Origin of the sequence: Psychrobacter sp. Pi2-51 (genome assembly GCF_904846665.1) — a bacterium.
Lineage (GTDB): Bacteria > Pseudomonadota > Gammaproteobacteria > Pseudomonadales > Moraxellaceae > Psychrobacter > Psychrobacter glaciei.
In genome coordinates, this window is record NZ_CAJHBP010000016.1 from 53669 (window position 1) to 72758 (window position 19090).

The window sequence follows — 19090 nt, forward strand, 5'->3', positions numbered from 1 at the left end:
CATGAAAAAAACAGCAGCATCGCGTAATGCCAAACGGAAAACATCTCATCAGGAAAAATCATCGACGGCCGGTCAGGTACGTATTATCGGTGGGCAATTTAAACGTCGCAGCGTCAGTTTCATTGATGCTGAAGGTCTGCGCCCAACACCAGATCGCCTGCGGGAGACACTATTCAATTGGCTACTTGCCGACATCCATGGTGCATACGTGCTTGATAGCTGTGCTGGTAGCGGCGTCTTAGGCTTTGAAGCGCTGTCTCGTGGCGCAGCACACTGCACCTTTATTGAGATGAATCGTGGGCAAAGTCAAATGCTAGGCCAAAGTGCTGAGCAGTTGCGGCTCAATGCTGACACCTATCAAATTATCAATGGCACAGCAGAGCAAGTATTGATGCAAAGTCATATCGTCCCGCGCCCTTTCGATATCGTATTTATCGATCCCCCTTATGCTGAGGATTTATGGCAGCCTATTCTAGCGACGCTTATTACCCAAGCATTAATCAACACCGAGACGCTTATTTATTTAGAAGCGGACAGAGACTTAGCGACACAATTGGAGCAGTTAGAAGAGACTATTAATAATAGTATGGTGACTCAGCCATCTGTTATTCAGCAACCAATTAACTTTGAATGCTTGAAACAAACCAAAGTTGGACAAGTTGTTGCTGGACTTTTTCGCCTATCATCGTCATAATTGTCGGGTTAATGAAAGCCGTTAATAAATTTTAAAAATGTTTAAAACCGCTAAAAAACTGGCCAACGCTGCAGTTTAATGTATATAAGGCGAAAATAAACCCCAATGCAGCTTGCAAGCGTAGGCGCTACTGCTTATAATGTGCAGTCTGTTTTTTGAGAGCCCCGTTTTCCCAGCTAAACTCTCAACGAATTCTAATTTTAAGGTTTTATCATGAAAACACTTAGTGCAAAACCAGCTGAAGTGACCCATGACTGGTATGTCGTAGATGCTGACGGCAAAACCCTTGGTCGCTTAGCCACTCAAATCGCTACTCGCTTACGTGGCAAGCATAAGCCATCTTTTACGCCGCACGTTGACACTGGTGACTTTATTGTTGTCATCAACGCTGACAAAATCACGGTAACGGGTAAAAAAGCGCAAGATAAAAAGTACTATCGTCACAGTGGCTACCCAGGTGGTATCAAAGAAACCAACTTCAGTAAATTGCTTGCACATAAGCCTGAAGATGTTCTACACAAAGCGGTTAAGGGTATGCTTCCAAAAGGTCCTCTTGGCTATGCGATGATCAAGAAGCTGAAACTTTATGCGGGTACTGAACATCCACATGAAGCACAGCAACCTAAAGCACTAGACATCTAAGGATATACTTATGGAACGCAATTACGGAACTGGTCGCCGCAAAACTTCTACCGCTCGTGTCTTTTTAGCGAAAGGTACTGGTAGCATTGTTGTTAACGGCAAACCACTTGATGAGTATTTCAGTCGCGAAACGTCGCGCATGGTTGTTCGTCAGCCTTTAGAATTACTTGACACCCCTACTGCTTATGACCTTTACATCACTGTAAAAGGCGGCGGTATTAGTGGTCAAGCTGGCGCAATCCGTCACGGCATCACGCGTGCATTGATTGAGCTTGACGAAGCCAACAAACCTGCTCTAAAAGCAGCTGGTTTTGTGACTCGTGACTCACGTCAAGTTGAACGTAAGAAATTGGGCCTACGTAAAGCACGTAAACGTCCACAATTCTCGAAACGTTAATCAAAGCTACTTCTTTGCTTTTTGTGGTTATCGCCTTTTTCTCAGAGTCGATCTAACAGTATTAAGCAAAAGAATAGATTTGCAAAACCTCATAAGCTGGTCACAGTTTATGAGGTTTTTTTATGGCTGCTCGTTAAGTGTCGAAAACCAGCTTGCAAACCAGTAGCGACTACCCCATCATAATAATAACTTTTTGTCATTAGCTCCGACGTTATAAACAGTGCTACAAAAGGACATTATGAAAGCGCCCGAACAATACGACCCCAGCAAACCGCCATCAAAAAATAGCATACCACCACTGAGTATGCAGCGGTCGGATAAGTCGCCCGCCATTCCTGTCGGCACGCCAACGATTACCCAAACTCATAAACGTACGGCACAAGCAGACAAAAAGCCCTTTCAATGGCAGTTCTTATCGCCTAAATATTGGGCAATTTGGCTATTGTTCTTGATGATGTTGCCCATGATTTATCTACCGCTACGCTGGCAGTTTTGGCTAGGGCGTAAAGTGGGTATCTTGTTTTACAAAGTTGTAGGCTCGCGGCGACGTGATACGCTCATTAATTTAAAACTGGCCTTTCCAGAAAAGCCGGAAGTTGAACGTGAGCTGATGGCAAAGCAAGTCTTTGTCAATCAAGGTATTGGTATATTTGAAACCTTGTGTGCTTGGTTCCGCCCGAATGTCTTTACTCGCACCGTTTCTATTTCAGGACTACAGCATTTAGTTAATGCCCAAAACGAAAATCGTCCGGTCATTTTGCTAGGTGCACATTATACGATGCTTGATTTGGGTGGATTGTTTTGCGCACAGTTTTTTGCCTTAGACTGTATGTATCGTACACAGAATAACCCGCTACTTGATTGGTTCATTTATAACGGTCGTACCAATATATTTGGTAAGCAAATCTCCAGTCGTGATATGCGTAGCTTGGTGAGTTCAATTAAAGCCGGGCATGTTATTTGGTATTCTCCTGATCAAGACTATGGTCTCAAGCAAGGTGTCATGGCACCGTTTTTTGGTGTGCCAGCAGCCACTATCACTGCCTCAAGACGCATGGCAAAATTGGGCAGCAAGGCGCATCCGCCTGCTGTCATGGCATTGCATACCTATCGGCAAACGCCAGATAACTTGCCGAGTGGCAAACGCCCGCATTATCATCTGACGATTACGCCTGAGCTGCATAATTATCCAAGTAATGATGAGGTTGCTGACGCCACTCAGGTGAATGAAGTCTTAGAAGGACTCATTCGTATCGATCCCACCCAGTGGATGTGGTTTCATCGGCGCTTTAAACATGGGCCTAATGGTCGCACAAATATCTATAAGTAGACTTTATTCCCAAAAATATAAGTAAAATTTGCTATACTTTGAGGCTAATATTTTTGCCATTAACTGTGCAAAACTAACCATAAATTTATAATAATTTGATAAACCAAATAATGGATTTCCCATGAGTAACAACCGTACTTCTGATAATCAGACCTCTGATAGCCAAATCTCTAATAGCTCAACGCAAGCCAAACGCATTTTAACCGGTATCACCACTACTGGTATCCCCCATTTAGGTAATTACGTTGGCGCAATTCGACCAGCGATAGCATCTATTCAGAATAGTGACAGTGAAGCATTTTTTTTCTTAGCAGACTATCATGGCATCATTAAATGCCATGATCCTGCTGCCATTCATGAGTCCACTAAAGCGATTGCTGCAACTTGGCTTGCTTGTGGCCTTGATCCTGAGCGTGTGACTTTTTATCGTCAATCAGATGTGCCAGAGATACCGGAGCTGGCGTGGGTACTCAATTGTTCATGTGCCAAGGGTCTGATGAACCGTGCCCATGCTTATAAGGCATCTGTCGATATTAATAACGAAAAAACTGACGTTGATCCCGATCAAGGTATCACGATGGGTCTGTTTGGCTATCCCGTATTAATGGCTGCGGATATCTTAATGTTTAATGCTACTCACGTACCAGTAGGACGTGATCAAATTCAGCATATTGAGATGGCACGTGATATTGCCGGAACTTTTAATCATAAATATAAGCCGCTATTTACGCTACCTTCAGCCGTCGTCGATGATGAGATGCCTCTATTAACAGGGCTTGATGGTCGCAAAATGAGCAAAAGCTATGGCAACACTATTCCGCTATTTGGTGAGTCTAATCCGCAAGTCAGTGCCGAAAAACAAATGCACAAAGCCATCATGAAGATCGTCACTAACTCACAGCTGCCTGAAGAGCCGAAAGATCCTGACGACTCTGCTATCTTTGAGATTTATAAAGCCTTTGCTACGCCGCAAGAAATCGCCGACATGCGTATGCAGTTTGCCGCTGGTATTGGCTGGGGCGATGCCAAGCAAGCATTATTTGACAAAATAGATGCTGAAATTGCCCCATTTCGCGAGCGTTACCAAGAGCTAATGGCCAATCCAAAAGAGTTGGAAGCAATCTTACAAATGGGTGCAGAAAAAGCCCGTCGCCATAGCCGTAAACAGTTAGACAAGACTCGCCGCGCCATTGGTATTCGTCCACTTGCCAAACTTAAATAGTCATTTAATGATGGTCACCAATACGGATATAAAACGTGGATACTGACCTACAGTATGGACAAACAGCTGTATCTCAAGCTGTCTTGTCCATAGATGCCGATCAAATGTCTGAATCTCTAACGAGTCATGACGCTACAAGTGTTACAGACCACTCAACTATCCGTGATACGTCGTTACGCATCTATCAAACGCCAGTACAGCATTTGCCAGAAGACCTTTACGTACCGCCACAAGCATTTGCTATTTGGTTAGAGCAATTTGCTGGACCGTTAGATTTTTTATTATATCTGGTCAAAAAAAACAACGTTGATCTGACGCAAATGCCAATACTGCCTATCACTGAGCAATACTTGGCTTACATCAGCGAATTAGATACCGAGCACTTTGAGTTGGCTGGTGATTATCTATTGATGGCATCAACGTTGATTGCGATTAAAACCGAGCTGTTACTACCCAAGCCCGAAATGCCTACCGATGAGCGCGACCCAAAAGCTGAGCTGATTGAGCGCCTTGAGGAGTATGCGCAAATTAAAGTAGCCAGTCAGCGCTTGGATAGTCTGGTACGTCTTGAGCGTGATGTGTTCTTGGCGATGGTCAGTATGCCCAGTCAAGACATCATGAATGCCGAGCTGCCGAACTACTCACCGAATTTATTGATTGATAGCTTGTTCAAAATGCAGCTACAGCCAGACTATCAAATGCATTCCATCAAGGTCGATACCGTTCCACTTGCCGATCGTATTGCCAGTATTAGTAGGCAATTAAGCACGGATGGTGCACGCTCCTTTTATGAGCTCCTAGACAAAGCGCAAGGTAAAATAGGTGTAGTGGTTAGCTTTGTCGCCGTGCTCGAGCTGATGAAGCGGCAACTAGTTGGTGTTGTGGTAAGTTCTGCTTCTGACGGTGATAAGACTTCAATGGATACGAATCAATCTGCTATAAACGAGCAAATGGGACCGTTGACCTTACAGTGGTTGGCTTAATGATTTTCAAAAGAGAGCTTTTCTAATGACAGATATTCATTGTCAACATCTTGAAGAGATAAGCAAGCATATCGAAGTGCTGTTGCATGCATCTGAAGCACCACTCCCTGCCAATGCCTTGAAAAAGCACCTGTCGTTGTCTAGTAAAGAGCTAAAACAAGCTTTAGATCTACTAAGACAACGCTTAGATACGGGCGTCCTTAGCTTACATGAAACTGCCAGTGGTTATCGCTTGCAAATCGCAGATAGCTACAGCCTTTTAATCCAACGCGTGTTCCCGCAACGTCAAGAGCGGCTAAGCCAAGCCCTACTTGAGACCTTAAGTGTGGTTGCTTATAAACAACCAGTGACCCGCAGTGATATCGAGCACGTGCGCGGTGTAACACTATCGAGCAATATATTGCGCCAATTGTTTGATAAAGGTTGGATTGAAGAGAAGGGCTATAAAGAGACTTTGGGTCGACCAGCATTGCTACATACCACTGCGCAATTCTTAGATGCATTTGGACTGAGTGATTTAGATGAGTTACCACCAATGCCAGATATGGCAGCCATCAAGACCATGGCATAATGTTTATATGGCTTCGAAAAAAAGGACAGACCTCATTAGGTCTGTCCTTTTTTTCGAAGCTAATTGGTGTAAACCAATACAGCTTGAGTGTGTCATCAATTAGCAGTACTGATTACTGATTACTGATTACTGATTACTGATTAATAATATCAACACCCTTGGGTGGAGTAAATTTGAACTGACTGCTGCTAATGCTTGGGTTTAACTTAATACCGCTGAATTTGATAGAAGTGGTTTGACCCAAGGTATCATTTAATACCATCATCACTGGTTTACCACCGCTAAAACTCATTGATAAACTCTTAAAACTGGCACTATCTGACTTTGGATACAGCACATAATAGTTTTTGTTGTCGTACGGCTGGGTGATTTTAAAGCTTTGATCAATTTTGCTTGGATCACCTGACAATAATAGTGCTGGGGTATTGCCCACTTGGCTATCGACATTTTGTTTGGTCGCTTGCTCTAAATCTTTATCATAGACCCACATAGAGCTACCATTAGCAATGATCAGCTGCTGTGAAGGTGATTTTGTCTCCCAGCGAAAGTTGTTTGGACGCTGCACACTCATAGAGCCAGAAAAAGTACCGCTACTAGCGCCTTTTGTCGTTTGGCTAAAGTTGGCTGTCATGCTTTTTGTGTTTGTTAACAGTTTATTCAGACGTGTGGCTGCTGTTAGATTGTCAGCAGGCGCGGCGGTAGCAGACTGAGTCAATGCCATCATTGGAGCTGCAACACCAAGCGAAGTCATTAATACGCCCGCTAAAGCACCGCTCATTATTTTTTGTTTTAGAGTGGTTGTCTGTTCAATCGTTTGTTTGTTTAGTAAAGTCATTATTAATTCTCTCTTAAAGTGCGTAATCGCTAAAAAATAAATGTTCTTATTAAATTTTTTGTTTTCGATAATGTTTAACTCACCAGATAAAACCAGTGTCATTAAGCAATGCGCACAGTGTGCCAGTTTTTTCATTACGCGCCTAGTCATGATTTGCAATCATTACTACGCCTGCCATACACGCTTGTAACCAACTCTGTTACACAGTACGTCAAGGTTTTTAGATAGGGTTTTAAAGACTTTTATGGCTCACGAACGCAAACCTACTCTGAAGTATGGATATAAAAAAGCCTCCACTACCATACGGTAATAGAGGCTTTTCTAGTCATCAGATTATTTTATTCACAGAGAATAAAACAATTCAGATGGGCAATTATGCACTTTCAACCATAACATAACGACGGTTGAATTTACCTTTGGTCGCAAACTTTACAACACCGTCATTCAGTGCAAATAAAGTGTGATCACGACCCATGCCAACGCCTTCGCCTGCGTGGAATTCTGTACCACGTTGACGAACGATGATGTTACCAGCGACGATGGCTTGACCGCCAAAGATTTTTACGCCGAGCATTTTTGGGTTTGAATCACGACCGTTACGTGACGAGCCGGCAGCTTTTTTATGTGCCATGAGAAAATCTCCTTGTTAATGTGACTTATCGCTAATGCGACAACTCTTAAGCATTTAGTGCGCTGTTTAGCAATAATTGCTAAATGGGTAATTAGGCATTAATGGCTTTGATTTTTAACAAGGTATACCATTGGCGGTGACCTTGCTCTTTGTGATAATGCTTACGACGGTTGTGCTTGACGATACGAATTTTTTCGCCGCGACCATGCTCAACAACTTCAACTTCAACGCTAGCACCTTCAACGATAGGTTGACCGATTTTGACAGTTTCACCGTCAACAATCATCAATACGTCTTCAAATTTGATTGTAGCGCCAGTTTCTGCTTTTAGTAGTTCAACTTTAAGCAATTCATCGACGACTACACGGTGCTGTTTACCACCAGTTTTGATTACTGCGTACATTGTATGACTCCGTTTAACCCGTGTGCCGTGGCTGATGTTATACCAACGCTTTTACGACGAACACGACAGGGAAAAATTAAAGGCAAGATTTTACGGCTTTTTGCTCATAAAAGCAAGCCGCGCCTCTTGTTTTTGTAAGGTGGTTACACTAATGACAATCACTCATCCTGCTATATCTACTGCTGATTATAAGAGCGTCATAGACAACAATTCTAATATGAGCATACAAAACAGCAATGACGAATGATCGATTAAGCCCAACAGCGGTTATTATAACTTATGCAATCAGTTACTTACAGCCTTTTATGAGTCATTTATGTGATTAAAGAATTTTAAATAAGCTAGGGAACATATATTCAAAATATAAGAGGTTTTTACAGTTTTTATTCTTGTTAACCCGCGCAGTAAAGCGTGTATAAAACACTTTTGATCTACTTCTGCTATATACTTTAACCCACAATTTAAACGTACAGCTATGCTATTATAAGCAAAACGATACCTTACCTATAGATAGATAAAGTCAAGGTTATAAAAACTCTCTTTATTCTTATTAATATGACTATTTATTATGACTATTACCTCTTCAACTAATACCTCTTCTATGACTCAATCCATGCCTAGCTATGCTGATATTCAAAGTATCGTCGCTGATGATTTTGAGGTGATGGACAAGCAAGTATTTGGTAGTCTCAACTCAAAAGTACAGCTCGTCATGAGCGTCTCGCAGCATGTAATCAATGCTGGTGGTAAACGTATGCGTCCACTGATTACCTTATTATGTGCCCGCATGTTCAATGACAATCCATCAGAAAAAGCCATGCATTTAGCTGCCATCACTGAGATGCTGCATACTGCTACCCTCGTTCACGATGATGTCATTGATGAGTCAGGACAGCGCCGCGGTAAGCCAACCGCCAATGCCACATGGGATAACGCCACAGCCGTACTGGTCGGTGATTACCTCATTGCCCGAGCTTTCAACCTACTGGTCGGTTTTCAAAGCTTGCCATTGTTGCAAGTGTTCTCGGATGGTACTTGTGATATTGCTGAAGGTGAAGTGTTGCAGTTACAACATCAGCATAACCCTGCCGCGACAGAAGAAGACTACCTACGCATTATCGATGGTAAAACCTCACGTCTGTTTATGATGGCGACCCAAGGTGCCGCTATCTTGCAAGATAAAACAGAATATATGCAGGCATTGGGTGATTTTGGTCAACACTTTGGCAATGCCTTTCAGATTATCGATGATGTGCTTGATTATAGTGGCGATAGTGAAGTGATGGGCAAAAACCTAGGCGACGACCTTGCTGAAGGCAAACCTACTTTACCAACGATCAAAGCGCTTGAGTTGCTAAAAAACAGCGATACAGAAGGCTATGAGCAGCTCCGCATTGCCGTACAAACTGGGAAAACGCCTAACGCTGAACAGCTTATTGATTTGGTGCGCCGCTCAGGCTCATTAGATTATTGCAAACAACGTGCTTTGGAAGAAACCAAATTGGCGCAACAAGCACTGAGCACGCTACCAGACAATCGCTATCGTCAAGGTTTACATCAACTGACCGAGCTTGCTAGCGCACGTTTAGTGTAGATAGTGTAGCAGCATCGTTTTTTAACGGTTATTAGTCTCGATTCGCGTTTCTATTGTGATACTGATTTATGCATAGTAGAAACTATTGAGCCCTATTTTTATGGTCATAATTATTAGTTGATAAATTCGTTATTTTGTTTACAAACCCAAATTTTCATCGTTTAAAAGCCTCAATGATTATGTGGTTTATAAATATAACAAAAGTTTACAATATGTTTTGATAGTAGGTTGTATGTCGCCCTATTAGCGGTTAACTGAGGTGAGGCTTACTATAGCGGCACCTCGTTTATTCATAAAACGTAATATTGCCGCTTTTTGCCGCCTTCCCTCTCCTAAAGTACTTGACTGTGGGGTAACCCCATTAGTTTATAATAACTGATTAAATTTACTAATCAACTCTGTGGCTTGCCTACATCTATAATGCTAAAAACCTTGCCTCATGATTCATCATACAAACGTAAGAACTGGGCATTCTAGTCATTACGTGATATTAAAATTGGTTCTATTAAAACTGATGTTATCGAAAGTGATCTGAGCAAGGTATGGCTTGTACTTAGCGTTAAGACTGCCCCTATATTTAATACCTTTAAAATTCAATACCTTTAAAATTTCATACGTTAAGATTTATTTACTTATAAATTTTTTATACTGTCACTATTTATTTTATACCTATTGCCGAGGACATTGATGAAGCACTCTACTCTTGCGCTTGTAATAGCATCTGTACTATCTGGAGCTGTACTGATTGGCTGTGACAAAAACGAGGACGCCGCTGGCGCAGATGCCGCACAGCAGCAGATGCCGCCTGCGGTTGTCAACGTTCAGACTGTCACTCTCGATACCGTACCCCAAGTACAAACATTCTCTGGACGCACTGCGGCCTATCAAACCGCTGACGTTCGTCCACAGGTTAATGGCGTCATTGACGAGGTACTGTTCCGTGAGGGCGGTAACGTCAAAAAAGACCAGCCACTTTATCGTATCAATACTGATAACTATGCCACTTCTATCACCAGCGGTGAAGCAGCAGTTGCGCAGTCTCAAGCCAATTATCAAACTGCACTGGCCAATAACGCCAATGCCAAAGCTGAATTGGGCAGTCGCCAAGCTTCATTAGCCCAAGCGGTCAATGATTTTCAGCGACTACAAGGTCTGGTAGAGATCGACGCTATCTCTAAACAACAATACGATCAAGCACAGACAGAAGTCCGTACGGCACAAGCTTCATTAGAAAGTGCGCGTGCGGCGGTCGGTCAGACACAAGCAGGTATCGAAAGCGCGAAAGCAGGTATTCAAACGGCTCAAGCAGGATTGGAGTCCAGCACGTTAGATCTTAACCGTACGATTGTACGGGCACCGATCTCAGGGCGCACAGAACGCTCGAATGTGACTGCGGGTACCTTGGTAAGCGCCAGTCAAGCCAGCCCACTGGTGACGATTTCGCGTCTAGACCCTATCTATGTAGATATCAGCCAATCATCGTCTGAGCTGCTCAAATTACGCCAGCAAATATCTGAAGGCAAAGCACAACCCGGTATGAACTCGGTTGAATTGGTTCTAGAAGATGGCTCAGTCTATCCTGTACGTGGCAAGCTTGCGTTGTCTGAAGCAAAGGTTGATGCGTCAACTGGCGCTGTGACCTTGCGTGCCATCTTCCCGAACAGCAATAACATCTTGCTGCCGGGTATGTATGTCACTGCACGCTTGACCCAAAGCGTCATTACCAATGCCGCGCTAGTGCCGCAAAGTGCAGTGTCACGTACGCCTAAGAGTGAGACGCAAGTCTATATCGTCGATGAAAACAACAAAATCCAAGTACGTCCAGTCACTATTAATGGTACTTATAACGGACAATGGGTAGTTACTGACGGTCTAAAAGCAGGTGATAAGGTCGTGATTATTGGTGGCTCAAAAGTCAAACCTGATCAAGAGGTAGTGGCTAAGCCATTAGAAAGCGCCAATCCAGCACCATCTGCAAAAGGACAAGGCACGCCAAACGCCAAAACGCCTCAGCAAGCTGCAAAAACGGTGGATAAGCCAGCTGGTAACGGAACTTCTGCTAAGAAACCTACAGAAACCACTGCTAACTAATTCCATTCAAAGATAGGAAGACTTAGGGATATACTATGTCACGTTTTTTTATTAATCGCCCTATTTTTGCATGGGTTATGGCTATTTTAGTCATGCTCATCGGGGTGATATCGGTCATTAACCTACCGATCGAACAGTATCCACGTATTGCACCACCGACCATCTCAGTCAGTGCCAGCTATCCTGGTGCTAACGCACAAACTGTCGAGAACTCAGTCGTACAGATCATTGAACAACGTATGAAGGGTCTTGATGGTCTGATGTATATGTCGTCATCGAGCTCGTCAAATGGTAGCGCCTCAGTGACGCTTACCTTTGAGAATGGTACTGATTCTGATACCGCACAAGTACAAGTACAGAACAAACTGCAAGCCGCGATGAGCTCCTTGCCTGAGTCTGTTCAGCGTCAGGGCGTCAACGTCAATAAATCGTCTAGCAGCTTTTTGATGGTGCAAGCATTTATTTCTGAAGATGGCACTATGGATCGAGCGGATATTGCCGATTACATTAACTCCAATGTCGTCGATTCGATCAGTCGTGTAGAGGGTGTGGGTGAAGTTCAAGTCTTCGGCTCTACCTATGCGATGCGTGTATGGCTTGACCCTTCACGCCTACGCAGCTATAACATGGTACCGTCTGATGTCGTCAATGCAATACGAGCGCAGAACGCGCAAGTATCTGCTGGTCAGCTAGGTCAAGCACCTGCTGATACCGACCAACAGGTTATCAATGCCACCGTTACAGTGCAAAGCTATCTACAAACACCTGAAGAATTCCAAAATATTCTGTTAAAAACAGACACCTCAGGCGCCCAAGTACGCTTAGGCGATGTGGCAGATGTCGAAATCGGTAGTGCAGACTATAGTGTAGTATCGCTATACAACGGTCAAGAAGCTGCCGCTTTGGGTATTTCACTCGCAGGTGGTGCTAACGCGCTTGAGACTCGTGAAGCCGTTGGCGCACGTATGGCGGAATGACACAACGCCATTCGTACGCTTGTCTATCGAACAAGTCGTCATGACCCTCATTGAGGCGATTGTGTTGGTATTTATCGTCATGTTCATTTTCTTACAGAACTGGCGTGCAACTATTATTCCGACGCTTGCCGTACCTGTCGTTTTGCTGGGCACGTTTGCAGTGCTTTATGTAGCGGGCTTTAGTATCAACGTGCTGACTATGTTTGCGATGGTACTATCCATCGGTCTACTGGTCGATGATGCGATCGTTGTGGTAGAGAACGTTGAACGCATCTTAGAAGAAGATCCTCATATTTCTATTAAAGACGCGACCATTCAATCGATGGGTGAGATTAGTAAGATTGTTATCGGTATTGCTTTGATTCTATCAGCAGTATTTGTACCGATGGCCTTCTTCGGTGGTTCGACAGGCGTAATTTACCGTCAGTTCTCCATTACTTTGATTACTGCTATGGTGTTATCAGCCATTGTCGCCCTTGTTTTCACCCCTGCGCTATGCGTGACCTTATTAAAACGTGGCAAGAGCCATGAAAAAGGCAACGAAGAAAAGCAAAAAGGCTTCTTTGGCTGGTTTAACCGCTCATTCTTTAAGCTTAGTCGTTCATACGAAGGCTTTGTCGGTAAAAGCTTTCGCTTCAAATGGCTATATTTGATTGGTTATGCGGCCATTATTGGCGTCATGGTGGTGGTATTCTTACGTATTCCCGGCTCATTTTTACCAGAAGAAGATCAAGGTATTATGTTTACTTTGGTTCAGCTTCCTGCCGGTTCGACGTTAGATGAAACACAAGAAGTGCTCGATAAAGTAAGAAACTATTACGACACTCAAGAAACCGATAACATTGCCTCCGTCTTTACCATTGCAGGCTTCAGCTTTGCAGGTCAAGGGCAAAATATGGGACTGGCATTCGTTCGCCTGTCAGATTGGGAAGCGCGTTCGGGTGATGAGAACACTGCTCAGGCTGTTGCTGGTCGAGCAATGGGTTACTTCTTTACTCAATTAAATGAAGCGCAAGTTTTTGCGATTGTACCGCCAGCCATTACCGAACTTGGTAACGCCAGTGGTTTTGATTTGATGCTCCAAGATAATGGTAATCTTGGTCATGATGGGCTACTTGAAGCACGAAACATGCTGCTAGGCATGGCAGCGCAAAACGATCAAGTCGCTGGTGTACGTCCTAACGGTCAGGAAGACTCACCGCAGCTTAAGGTGAATATCAACCAAGAGCAAGCCGCCGCTTATGGCTTGTCACTAGGTAATATCAATAGCGTTATCTCAACCGCTTGGGGCTCAAGCTACGTTAATGACTTCATTGATCGTGGTCGTATTAAACGCGTCTTTGTTCAAGGTGAAGCGAGTAGCCGTACCAATCCTGATGATATTGGTAAATGGTATGTGCGAAATGAAATGGGCGATATGATCTCATTTAATGCTTTTTCGACCAGTGAATGGCAATCAGGCTCACCACGTCTGACCCGCTATAACAGTTTACCGTCTATGAACATCCAAGGTAGTGCTGCGCCCGGTCTAAGTACTGGTGAAGCCATGAGCTCGATGGAAACCATGATTGAGAAGCTACCTGAAGGTATCGGTTACGAGTGGACAGGTATGTCACTAGAAGAGCAAAAGTCAGGCGCTCAAGCACCGATGCTCTACGCGCTTTCAATCTTAGTCGTGTTCTTATGTTTGGCAGCCCTCTATGAAAGCTGGTCTATCCCCTTCTCTGTCCTACTGGTCATTCCACTTGGGGTATTAGGGGCAGTCATATTTACGTGGTTACGAGGTTTCGCCAACGATATTTACCTGCAAGTAGGTCTACTGACGGTGGTTGGTCTATCGGCCAAAAACGCCATCTTGATTATCGAGTTCGCTAAAGAGCATCAAGAGGAAGGCTATAGTCTAAAAGAGGCAGTCATGACAGCAGCACGCCAACGTCTACGCCCCATTATCATGACCTCACTTGCCTTTGGTCTAGGTGTTGTGCCATTATTCTTGGCGAGTGGTCCAGGTTCAGGCAGTCAAAATGCCATTGGTACCAGTGTGGTTGGCGGCGTCGTAACGGCGACCCTCTTAGGCATCTTCTTTATCCCGATGTTCTACATCTGGATACGCAGTGTGTTCCCTCACAAGTATGACAACAATAAGCCAAATGATAAAGGCGATGGCGACAATGGTACGCCTGGTCCTCAGAACCCAACTCCCTCAGAGAGTTATCAGCCTGCAAGCCTTGGAGACAATACATAATGAGTGCTCAAAAAACATGTACAACCAATACTACAGCGGTGGTAGCCTCAGCTACCCTTGCGCGCCCAGTTCTATCACGCATGCGCAAGAACAGCGGTCGTTTAATCGGCTTGACTGCTTTAGCGATGAGTATGGCGGCTTGTAATACCATTCCAAAAGCCGATACTCGCCCTGTACTTGCTGAGCCCAATATCTCTATTGAACAAGCCTACGGGGCGTTCGACAAGGAAACGGCTAGTAACGCGTCACAGCCAAGTATTGCGGGTCAACGCTGGCAAAATTTCTACAGCGATGAGCGTCTAAAAGGGCTGATTGCTCTAGGACTTGAGAACAATAAAGACTTTGAAAGTGCCCGTTTAGCCATTGAAAAAGCACGAGCGCAATATCAAATCACCGATATTAACGATCTGCCAACCATCAATGGTAGTGGCGGCTACACGCGCCAAGCACAGAATAGAACCGACAAAAACCCCAACAGTAGTTATAACGTCAACCTAGGATTGGCCAACTACGAGCTAGATTTTTGGGGTAAGATTTCTAGCCTAAAAGATCAAGCGTTGCAGAATTTTTTGGCGACTACAGCCGCGAAAGATTCGACTCAAATTAGTCTAATCAGTAATATTGCCCAAAGCTATGCCAATTTAAGCTATAGCTTGGCACAGCTTAAGCTGGCAGAAGCTACTGTTGAGAGTCGTGACAGATCATTGTTTATTGCGAGCAAACGTTTTGAGGCAGGCATTGATCCTAAACTGCCTTCACTTCAAGCCAGTGCTTCTTTAGAAAATGCTAGGCTTGCCGTATTACGGGCACAAAGCAGTATCTTGACCTCACGTAATGCCTTGCAATATTTGATTGGCGCTTCTATTCCAAACGAGTTGATTCCAACACCGGCAGTCAGCAATATTACTAGCCAGCAACTCTTTAATGCCGGCTTACCAAGTGAGTTGTTACGCTATCGCCCTGATGTCCTACAAGCGGAATACAACCTAAAAGCTGCGGGGGCCAATATCGAAGTGGCACGTGCGTCTTACTTCCCTTCTATTAGCTTAGCAAGTAGTGTTGGTGTCAGTAGCGGTAGCTTAGATGATCTGTTCAAAAGCGGTGCAGTCGGCTGGTCTTTTGGCCCAAGTATTAGTGTCCCAATCTTTGATGCAGGACGTTTGGATGCTGAATATAATGTGGCCAAAATCGAGCGTGAGCAGACGCTTTCGAGTTATGAGCGCTCTATCCAAACCGCATTCCGCGAAGTGTCGGATGTGCTAGCGACGCGCGCCACCTTGGGTGAGCAGTTAGAATCCCAGTATCGCCTACAAGATAACTTTGAGCAAACCTATCAAATTGCCGATGCACGCTTTAAAGCGGGTGTCTCCAACTATCTAGATGTCCTCGATGCCCAGCGTTCGTTATTCTCAACCCAGCAGGGAATTTTGGATTTAGAATTACAAAAACTTGTCAGCCAAATTGAATTGTACCAAGCGCTCGGTGGCGGTGCTAACCTTGATGTGCCAACGGTCATCCCTGTGCCGCAATATACCAACTTGGTTCAGGTCGTTAATCTACCTGCCTATAGCAACAAGGTAAAAGCGGCTAACGCAATTGATGCAGCGAGCTCAGCACGTGTGGCTTCTGTACAAGAAGCCATCGCAATCAAACAAGCGCAGCCGTCAGAAACCACTACCTTTGAGCCGACTGCTATCGTCGATGTCAATAGCGATGGTAAAACAGATGCTGCAGTGGGTGTGATTACCGAAGAGACGCGTTTCAATGAAAATAGTGTTGAGCAAGTGCCGGTCACGCAGATTGTTGAGCCTTAAATGGTTCGATCTTAAAATCGTGACATCACAGTATCCTCGTATTGACAGTTGATAAGTACCATTAGCCCTGCCGACTTGGTAGGGCTTTTTGCTTTTATCAGCTGTCTTTGGTTATAGTAGAATCAATCACTATACTAACGGCTATTTTGTTAGCGCCCATTTTCAAATATTAAATCTATAGTCGATGCTAAATAAAATAGATACACGACGTTATGATGCGTGACTGGTACAGTTTTTCTTGCTTGCTGTGCCTACGCAAACAGAGACTACAAAAAATTTATATCAGTTTCGCTGTCTCTTTTTTATATTGAACTGACTATATCAGCACCTATGCTCCAATGATATGAAGCGATAACCATTAAAACGATCGTAAGGAATGATTATGACTTATACCTTTAACCGCCAATACCCTGCCACTCGCCTGCGCCGCCTACGTTATAACGATAATGTACGGGCTATGATTCGTGAAGTAGAGCTACATCCTAAGCATTTCATCGCCCCCGTATTTGTCTTAGAAGGCAACAACCAGCGTGAAACCATCGCTAGTATGCCGGGTGTTGAACGCCTGTCAGTTGATTTGCTGATTGATTATACCAAGGAATTATTAGCAGAAGGTGTCACCACTATCGACATCTTCCCTGTCATTGATAACTCACTAAAAACGCCTGATGGCAAAGCAGCCTATGATGAAAATGCCCTGACTGCACGTACGATAAAGGCGGTCAAAGACGCTGTGCCAGAAATGGTCGTCATGACCGATGTGGCATTAGATCCTTATACTTCACACGGTCAAGACGGCCTGCTCGATGACAGTGGCTATGTCATCAACGATGCAACCATCGAAGTATTGGTCAAGCAAGCGTTAGTACACGCCCGCGCGGGTGCTGATATCATCTCGCCTAGTGACATGATGGATGGTCGTATCAAAGCCATGCGTGATGCGTTTGAAGCAGAAGGTTTTGTGAATACCGCGATTATGGCCTACTCAGCCAAGTATGCCTCTGCATATTATGGTCCATTCCGTGATGCGGTCGGCAGTGCTGGCAATCTAAAAGGTGGGCACAAGAAACAATATCAGATGGACTTTGGCAATCGCGCTGAAGCACTGCATGAAGTCGCCATGGACATTAACGAAGGCGCTGATATGGTCATGATAAAACCTGGTCAGCCATACTTAGATTTGATTCGTGAAGTCAAAAATACCTTTGGCGTACCAACCTTTGCTTATCAGGTCTCTGGTGAATATGCCATGCATATGGCTGCTATCCAGAACGGCTGGTTGAGTGATGCGGTCATCTTAGAATCTTTGATTGGCTTCCGCCGTGCTGGGGCTGATGGTATCTTGACGTACTTTGCATTAGAAGCTGCCCGCCAATTAAACAATGCTTAATAGCAATTAAATGGCTTTTTATATCGCAAAAATCGCCCCAGCTGCTTCATAGTCGCTGGGGCGATTTTTTATACTGACACTCTATTAAAATAAAAAGATTTATTGCGTGTACTAACTATGAGTATCTACAGCTGCTCACGATTATGCGCTGTCGTAAAATCAATAGCAGGACCAACAGGTATGATACGAGTGGGATTAATATTGGCATGACTGGTGTAGTAATGCTGCTTGATGTGAGTCATATTCACCGTCTCTGCAATACCTGGCACTTGGTATAAATCACGCAGATAGCCCCACAGATTTGGATAATCAACAATGCGATGCAGATTACACTTAAAATGCCCAACATAAACGGCATCAAAACGCACCAAGGTGGTAAACAGTCGCCAATCGGCTTCGGTTATAGTGCTGCCTGTTAGATAACGCTGGTGTGCCAAGCGCGCCTCAAGTGTATCTAGTGCCGCAAACAGCTCAATCACGGCCTCTTCATAGGCTTCTTGTGTGGTCGAAAACCCAGTTTTATACACCCCATTATTAATCGTAGAATAGACAAAGGTATTGATATCATCGATTTCGCGCAACAGATCTGCTGGCAAAAAATTACCTGCTACAGCACCAACTTCGTCGAAAGCTGAATTAAACATGCGAATGATTTCAGATGATTCATTACTCACAATCGTATTGGTCTTCTTATCCCATAAAATCGGCACTGTGACACGGCCTGTATAATTTGGCTTTGCTTTGGTATAAAGCTCATACGCATAGTCTGCATGGATAACTGGGTCAGCAACGACGCCTGCATCATCTGCAAATGTCCAACCGTGCTCACTCATATAGGGATTAACCACGGATATTGGGATGAGGTCTTCTAAACCTTTGAGCTTACGATAAATCAAAGCACGATGCGCCCAAGGACACGCAAGCGACACATATAGATGGTAACGGTCAGGTTCGGCTTTAAAGCCCTCAATACCTGTTGGTCCTGCCCTGCCATCCACGGTCACCCAGTTTCTAAAGCCTGCGTCTTCACGCTCAAAACGTCCACCGTTGGCTTCTGTCTCGTACCATTTGTCTTGCCATTGTCCGTCTACCAATAAGCCCATATTATTCTCCGACTATTTCTAATTTTTATTTGGCGCTGTTAGGCATGACTGAATCTAAGTCATTACTATTATGACTCTCACTTCAGTTAGAGAGATATCATACCAGTTATAGGCTCTTATTCATTATAATTAACAATAAAAACTAAACTTATTAAATGATATATTTAG

General features: G+C 44.1%; 15 protein-coding genes and 1 pseudogene. 12 read left to right on the forward strand and 4 right to left on the reverse strand.

Annotated elements, in window-relative coordinates; genetic code table 11:
- Window position 1: 1 nt before the first annotated feature.
- From rsmD to scpB, 7 genes are all read left to right on the forward strand, one after another.
- Window positions 2-694, forward strand: a complete 693-nt coding sequence (gene rsmD / locus JMY08_RS09575) for a 16S rRNA (guanine(966)-N(2))-methyltransferase RsmD (protein WP_201593061.1) — start codon at window positions 2-4, stop codon at window positions 692-694.
- A gap of 213 nt (window positions 695-907) precedes the next feature.
- Window positions 908-1336: a 50S ribosomal protein L13 gene (gene rplM, locus JMY08_RS09580; protein ID WP_010199223.1), complete on the forward strand. Its 429-nt coding sequence runs from the start codon at window positions 908-910 to the stop codon at window positions 1334-1336.
- A 10-nt stretch (window positions 1337-1346) separates the two neighbouring features.
- A complete protein-coding gene (rpsI, locus tag JMY08_RS09585; protein WP_010199221.1) occupies window positions 1347-1733 on the forward strand; it encodes a 30S ribosomal protein S9 in 387 nt (128 codons plus the stop codon).
- Between the two features lie 238 nt (window positions 1734-1971).
- A complete protein-coding gene (locus JMY08_RS09590) occupies window positions 1972-3063 on the forward strand; it encodes a lysophospholipid acyltransferase family protein (RefSeq protein ID WP_201593062.1) in 1092 nt (363 codons plus the stop codon).
- 121 nt (window positions 3064-3184) lie between these two features.
- A complete protein-coding gene (gene trpS / locus JMY08_RS09595; RefSeq protein WP_201593063.1) occupies window positions 3185-4285 on the forward strand; it encodes a tryptophan--tRNA ligase in 1101 nt (366 codons plus the stop codon).
- A gap of 104 nt (window positions 4286-4389) precedes the next feature.
- Complete coding sequence (locus JMY08_RS09600) at window positions 4390-5268, forward strand: segregation and condensation protein A (RefSeq protein ID WP_413786697.1); 879 nt, start codon at window positions 4390-4392, stop codon at window positions 5266-5268.
- A 25-nt stretch (window positions 5269-5293) separates the two neighbouring features.
- Complete coding sequence (scpB, locus tag JMY08_RS09605; protein WP_201593064.1) at window positions 5294-5839, forward strand: SMC-Scp complex subunit ScpB; 546 nt, start codon at window positions 5294-5296, stop codon at window positions 5837-5839.
- A 133-nt stretch (window positions 5840-5972) separates the two neighbouring features.
- Here the strand turns inward: scpB and lolA are convergent, their stop codons facing one another.
- From lolA to rplU, 3 genes are all read right to left on the reverse strand, one after another.
- Window positions 5973-6674: an outer membrane lipoprotein chaperone LolA gene (lolA, locus tag JMY08_RS09610; RefSeq protein WP_026037202.1), complete on the reverse strand. Its 702-nt coding sequence runs from the start codon at window positions 6672-6674 to the stop codon at window positions 5973-5975.
- A gap of 373 nt (window positions 6675-7047) precedes the next feature.
- A complete protein-coding gene (rpmA, locus tag JMY08_RS09615; protein ID WP_010199200.1) occupies window positions 7048-7305 on the reverse strand; it encodes a 50S ribosomal protein L27 in 258 nt (85 codons plus the stop codon).
- Between the two features lie 91 nt (window positions 7306-7396).
- Entirely contained in the window at window positions 7397-7708 is a 312-nt protein-coding gene (gene rplU / locus JMY08_RS09620) for a 50S ribosomal protein L21 (RefSeq protein ID WP_010199185.1), read from the reverse strand.
- A gap of 568 nt (window positions 7709-8276) precedes the next feature.
- Here rplU and JMY08_RS09625 point away from each other — a divergent pair.
- The 5 genes and pseudogenes from JMY08_RS09625 to hemB all read left to right on the forward strand — a co-directional run bounded on the left by JMY08_RS09625 (window position 8277) and on the right by hemB (window position 17819).
- On the forward strand, window positions 8277-9302 hold the full coding sequence (locus tag JMY08_RS09625; RefSeq protein ID WP_201593065.1) for a polyprenyl synthetase family protein: 1026 nt from the start codon (window positions 8277-8279) through the stop codon (window positions 9300-9302).
- 687 nt (window positions 9303-9989) lie between these two features.
- On the forward strand, window positions 9990-11393 hold the full coding sequence (locus JMY08_RS09630) for an efflux RND transporter periplasmic adaptor subunit (RefSeq protein WP_201593066.1): 1404 nt from the start codon (window positions 9990-9992) through the stop codon (window positions 11391-11393).
- Window positions 11394-11428: 35 nt separating this feature from the next.
- Window positions 11429-14615 (forward strand): annotated as a pseudogene (locus JMY08_RS09635) (efflux RND transporter permease subunit).
- Window positions 14615-16429, forward strand: coding sequence for an efflux transporter outer membrane subunit (locus JMY08_RS09640; protein WP_194620225.1), 1815 nt, complete (start codon window positions 14615-14617; stop codon window positions 16427-16429). The pseudogene JMY08_RS09635 and the gene JMY08_RS09640 overlap by 1 nt, the downstream one beginning before the upstream one ends.
- A 382-nt stretch (window positions 16430-16811) precedes the next feature.
- A complete protein-coding gene (gene hemB / locus JMY08_RS09645; protein ID WP_201593067.1) occupies window positions 16812-17819 on the forward strand; it encodes a porphobilinogen synthase in 1008 nt (335 codons plus the stop codon).
- A 125-nt stretch (window positions 17820-17944) separates the two neighbouring features.
- Here the strand turns inward: hemB and JMY08_RS09650 are convergent, their stop codons facing one another.
- Window positions 17945-18922, reverse strand: a complete 978-nt coding sequence (locus tag JMY08_RS09650; protein WP_201593069.1) for a glutathione S-transferase family protein — start codon at window positions 18920-18922, stop codon at window positions 17945-17947.
- Between the last annotated feature and the right edge of the window lie 168 nt (window positions 18923-19090).